We start from the raw sequence: 4381 nt of genomic DNA, 5'->3' as shown, positions 1-4381 counted from the left end.
TAAATCTACATTTGAGAAAAATGTATATGTGTATTCATTTATTTTTTTGTCTCCGCCACTCCCGCTGCCATTTAACAGTTTTCCATTTATATAAATATCAGGGCTAGGATAAGCTTCCTCTAAATTGACCCGACTAGACTTAAACGTACTATTAACAATAATCTGTCCCTCATCTATCATCACTTCGTCTAATCGTACTTCTACACCGTTATCATAAACCGTTTGTCCTATTGTTGTTTTATATTCTTTTAAAGGTTCTCCTCTACTGTTCACATAGTCTTCCATTTTACTTCCGATTAACGGTATATCTGCAATCATCCTTCTCATATCTACAGTCATCATCATAATAAATAATGCCGCGGCCGTTGTTACAATAGCTACATTCCGTTTCGTATGGGCTTTGTTCTTGTTTATTTTTTTGTGAATTCGCTTTTTTATTTTCTTTTTCTCTACGTGCGTTAAGTTAATCTCTTCATATTCATTCTCATCCATTTTTATATCATTTAACATTTCATATGGATCTTTCATTTCCTTCACCTCTTTTCTTATTTATTTCATCCGGTTATGTAAAAATAATGCCCTTAACTTCTTTCGACCTCTTGATAGACGATTGTATATAAAAGAAGTTTTCACCCCCATTTTCTCCGCAATATCTTCTACACTATTCTCTTCCACGTAATGCTTCATAAAGATTTCTTTATCGTTCTTCTTTAAATGATTTAATATATGTTCCATATCATTACTAATCTCTTTTTTAGTAGTATCGGTATGTACCGCTATTTCATCTATTTGATCTATTCCTTTTTCATTTACTGTCTTCGTATATTTTCTCGCATAATCGATAGATTTATATTTTGTAATAGCTGCAATCCAATTTTTTAGCGTATTTTTCTCTTCATCATACTTTTCAATATGATTCCAAATTGCCAATAACACATCATCCATACATTCCTCTTGCACATCTTCAAACGAAGCTAAATGCTTCTGAATAATACTTTTTATAAGTCCGCCGTATTGGTCAATAATAAAATATAATGCTTTTTCATTCCTTTTCCTTAGCTGATTTACAACATTTTCTTCTGTAATTTTCATACGTCTCCTCCCCTCTCTCATGCTCTACATCTATTAATTCGTATCGGTACTACTCATTTCTATCAATTTATACATATTTATTAATAATATCCAAAATAAACCTCATGTAGTAAAATATAACTGATTACACAGAAGGAGATTATATATGTTGAGCTTACTTTGGGTTGTTTATATGCCACTTCTTGTTTTATGCGGATTTTTCGGTGGTATTTTTTTAATTGTTACTAGCGTGAAACACCGTAAATTATTTGTTGGTTTAATGGGGCTACTTAGCTTTTCCTTTGTCACACTACCTTTTGTTTTTTGGGGCATGGGAGTGGAGAGCAATACAATCATCCCTATTTCAACTACTTTATATTGGATACTGTTTTCTTTAACTGGATTATTAGCAGGGATAAGTGGATTACAAGCCAAAATTAAAAGTATACGTAATATGGGATTCATTATTTTTACCGCTGGAATATTAGGGGTTATTTTCTGGTTGCTCATGTCTGTAGGTGATTCATTCTATATATAACATTTTTTGAAACCCAAAAATCGGAGGTAATACAGAAGTGTTCGAAATATTAACTTGGATGATTTTAGCTCTTACTTTCATGTTATGCGAATTCATCGTCGGCATTTTTTTAATTATTGCTGGCATGAAATATCGTAAATTACTTACTATTATAGCTGGTTTCATTAGCATATTACTTATCGTTGTTCCTATCTTTTGTATAGGTTCTGGAATAGATTTAGAGGGGATGGTTCCAATTTCGGGAACTTTATATTGGTGCTTCTTCTCTTTAGCTGGACTATTAGCTATTATAAGCGGCAGACACATATCGAGTATTCGTTCTATGGGGACGATTTTGTTTATAGCAGGGCTTTGCTCCGTAGCTGGTTATCAGCTTTTATATGTAACTGCATAAACAACACAAAAAAAGCAGGGAAATTAATTCCCTGCTTTTCTATTTGGTTTATTGCCTGATTGCAAGAAGAACGATAACACCCATGCAACACCTGCTAATATTGTTGCAATTAAGAATGCATCGTTAATACCGTTAATTGCAGATAGCTTTGAAATTTGTCCATATAATAGTTGTGTACTCATCGCATCTCCTGCTTGCGCTGATCCAGCTAAGGCCGCTAAGCTTTGCCCCATGCCATGTACTTTATCAACTAAAATTGGGTTTGACGTTGTTAACATGTTACCGTAATCTGCTACGTGAGCAGTTGTTTGTTGCGTCATAAGTGTGATTAAAATCGCTGTTCCGATTGAACCAGCTACTTGCCTTGATGTATTTTGCGTTGCTGTACCGTGAGAAATTAATTTCATCGGCAGTGCATTCATACCAGCTGTCATAATTGGCATCATAATGAATGACATACCAATTGAACGTATAATATAGTCCGTCATAATCACGCTATATGGTGTATCCATTGATAACTTGGTAAATTCATATGTCGCAAACGTTGTAATAGCTAATCCAACAATCGCTAACGGACGAATTCCATATTTATCAAATAGTTTACCTGCAATAGGTCCCATGATTCCCATAATTAATGAACCTGGAAGTAATAATAAACCTGATTCAATTGGTGTGAAGCCACGAATGTTTTGCAGATATACTGGAAGTAATAACATACCTCCGAATAATGCCATCGTAACGATTGCGTTAATTAATAAAGTGAAAGTAAATACTGGATATTTAAATACTTGTAAATCAAGCATTTTATTGTCTGTTGTCAACTCTCTCCAAATAAATAACGCTAAACCAATTACACCGATAACAAGTGAAATAACAACTTCGGCACTAGTCCAACTATTATTTCCAGCTTCACTAAATCCGTACAGCAAGCTTCCTAGTCCAATACTTGAACTAATAACACCAAATACATCTAATTTCGTTTTAGATACTGGCTGAGCTAGTGTAAAGAATTTTAAAGATAGGAAGGTAATAATTAAACCGATAATAAACATCGCATAGAACATTAAGTTCCAGCTATAGTTTTCAATTACCCAACCTGTTACAGTTGGTCCGATAGCTGGAGCTAAAATCATCGCTACACCTAGTAATCCCATCGCTGCTCCGCGCTTATGAGGTGGGAATAATGTCATGAAGATATTCATACCAACCGGCATTAAAATACCTGCACCGACCGCTTGAATAATACGACCTGTCATCATCATTGTAAAGTTTCCTGATGTAGCACAAATGATAGATCCTACAGTAAAGAATAACATTGCTGCTACGAATAATTTACGATACGTAAATCGTGAAACTAAAAAGGCACTAATCGGTACTAAAATACCATTTACAAGCATGAATCCTGTAATTAACCATTGTGCTGTTGAAGTTGATACGTTAAATTCATTCATTAACGGTGGCAATGCAACGTTAATAATTGTTTGGTTTAAAATAGAAACGAACATACCGAGAATTAATACTGTTACAACTGCTTTTACATTTACATTCTCTATAGGCATAGACGTTTGTTTTTTCGGCATTTCTTTTTCTTGTTTTACTTCTTCTTGCTTGCTTGTTTCTAACTCAACTACATTAGAAGTTTCCGGTTCTTGCTTGTGTTCAATTTCTTTCTCTTCTGTTTCAACTTTACTTACTTCTATTTTACTTACGGCTGGGACTTGTTCTTCTCCCACGTTCGTTTTTTTCTTTCGTAAAAGACGATTTACAAGGAAGAAGACGATTATACAAAATAGTGCATATCCTGCAATTGCAATTGAGGACATCTCATCTCCCCCTTACTTATGAATACGAACTGACACATTCATTCCAGGAACAATATTTACTGATTTACTATGATCTAAAGAAATTTTAACTGGTACAACTTGCTTTACTTTCGTATAGTTCGCTGTTGCGTTACTTGATGGTAACATTGAGAATGTGTTCGCTGTTGTTAAGCCAACTTGTTCTACTTTTCCTGTTAACGTTGTATCTGGGTATGCATCTACATATACATCTACTGTTTGGCCTTTTTGAACATCATCAATTACTGTTTCTTCAATATTTGCTGTTACCCATAAATTGTTCATATCAAATGCATAAGCAATCGGGCTACCTGCTCCAACGAAAGCATTTGTTGTTGCGTTTGATTGTACAACTGTTGCGTTTTGTGGAATTGTTACATCTACTGTTTGTTCTCCATTCGCTGCTGCTACAGTAACAGCACCTAATTTATCGTTCTCATTGTAGTTCTTACCTACTTCAGCTTTCCAGTCAGTTAGTTTACCTGCTACTGGTGAGGCAATCGGAATTACCTTTCCGTCAACCTTTGCATTGTCTGT

General features: G+C 34.6%; 6 protein-coding genes. 2 read left to right on the top strand and 4 right to left on the bottom strand.

Annotated elements, in window-relative coordinates:
* Both MR079_RS27790 and MR079_RS27785 read right to left on the bottom strand, forming a co-directional pair.
* Positions 1-528: DUF4179 domain-containing protein (locus MR079_RS27790; protein WP_242295041.1), on the bottom strand; the 528-nt coding region annotated here is incomplete at its 3' end.
* 21 nt (positions 529-549) lie between these two features.
* On the bottom strand, positions 550-1092 hold the full coding sequence (locus MR079_RS27785) for a sigma-70 family RNA polymerase sigma factor (RefSeq protein ID WP_139866465.1): 543 nt from the start codon (positions 1090-1092) through the stop codon (positions 550-552).
* Positions 1093-1237: 145 nt separating this feature from the next.
* Between MR079_RS27785 and MR079_RS27780 the strand changes: the two genes are divergently transcribed.
* The gene (locus MR079_RS27780) at positions 1238-1609 is read left to right on the top strand and encodes a DNA-binding protein (RefSeq protein ID WP_242295040.1); all 372 of its coding nucleotides are present in this window, start codon (positions 1238-1240) and stop codon (positions 1607-1609) included.
* 37 nt (positions 1610-1646) lie between these two features.
* Positions 1647-2003, top strand: coding sequence for an ammonia permease (locus MR079_RS27775; RefSeq protein ID WP_139866463.1), 357 nt, complete (start codon positions 1647-1649; stop codon positions 2001-2003).
* Between the two features lie 23 nt (positions 2004-2026).
* Here the strand turns inward: MR079_RS27775 and MR079_RS27770 are convergent, their stop codons facing one another.
* Together MR079_RS27770 and MR079_RS27765 are read right to left on the bottom strand one after the other, a co-directional pair.
* Positions 2027-3826, bottom strand: coding sequence for a DHA2 family efflux MFS transporter permease subunit (locus MR079_RS27770; protein WP_242295039.1), 1800 nt, complete (start codon positions 3824-3826; stop codon positions 2027-2029).
* Between the two features lie 12 nt (positions 3827-3838).
* Positions 3839-4381 (bottom strand): HlyD family secretion protein (locus MR079_RS27765; protein ID WP_242295038.1); only part of this gene is annotated, 543 nt, incomplete at its 5' end.

Source organism: Bacillus cereus group sp. BfR-BA-01381 (genome assembly GCF_022663555.1).
In the GTDB taxonomy this organism is placed as follows: domain Bacteria; phylum Bacillota; class Bacilli; order Bacillales; family Bacillaceae_G; genus Bacillus_A; species Bacillus_A pacificus.
Note: the sequence above shows the minus strand (reverse complement) of the source record. Positions and strands in the feature narration are given on the sequence as shown.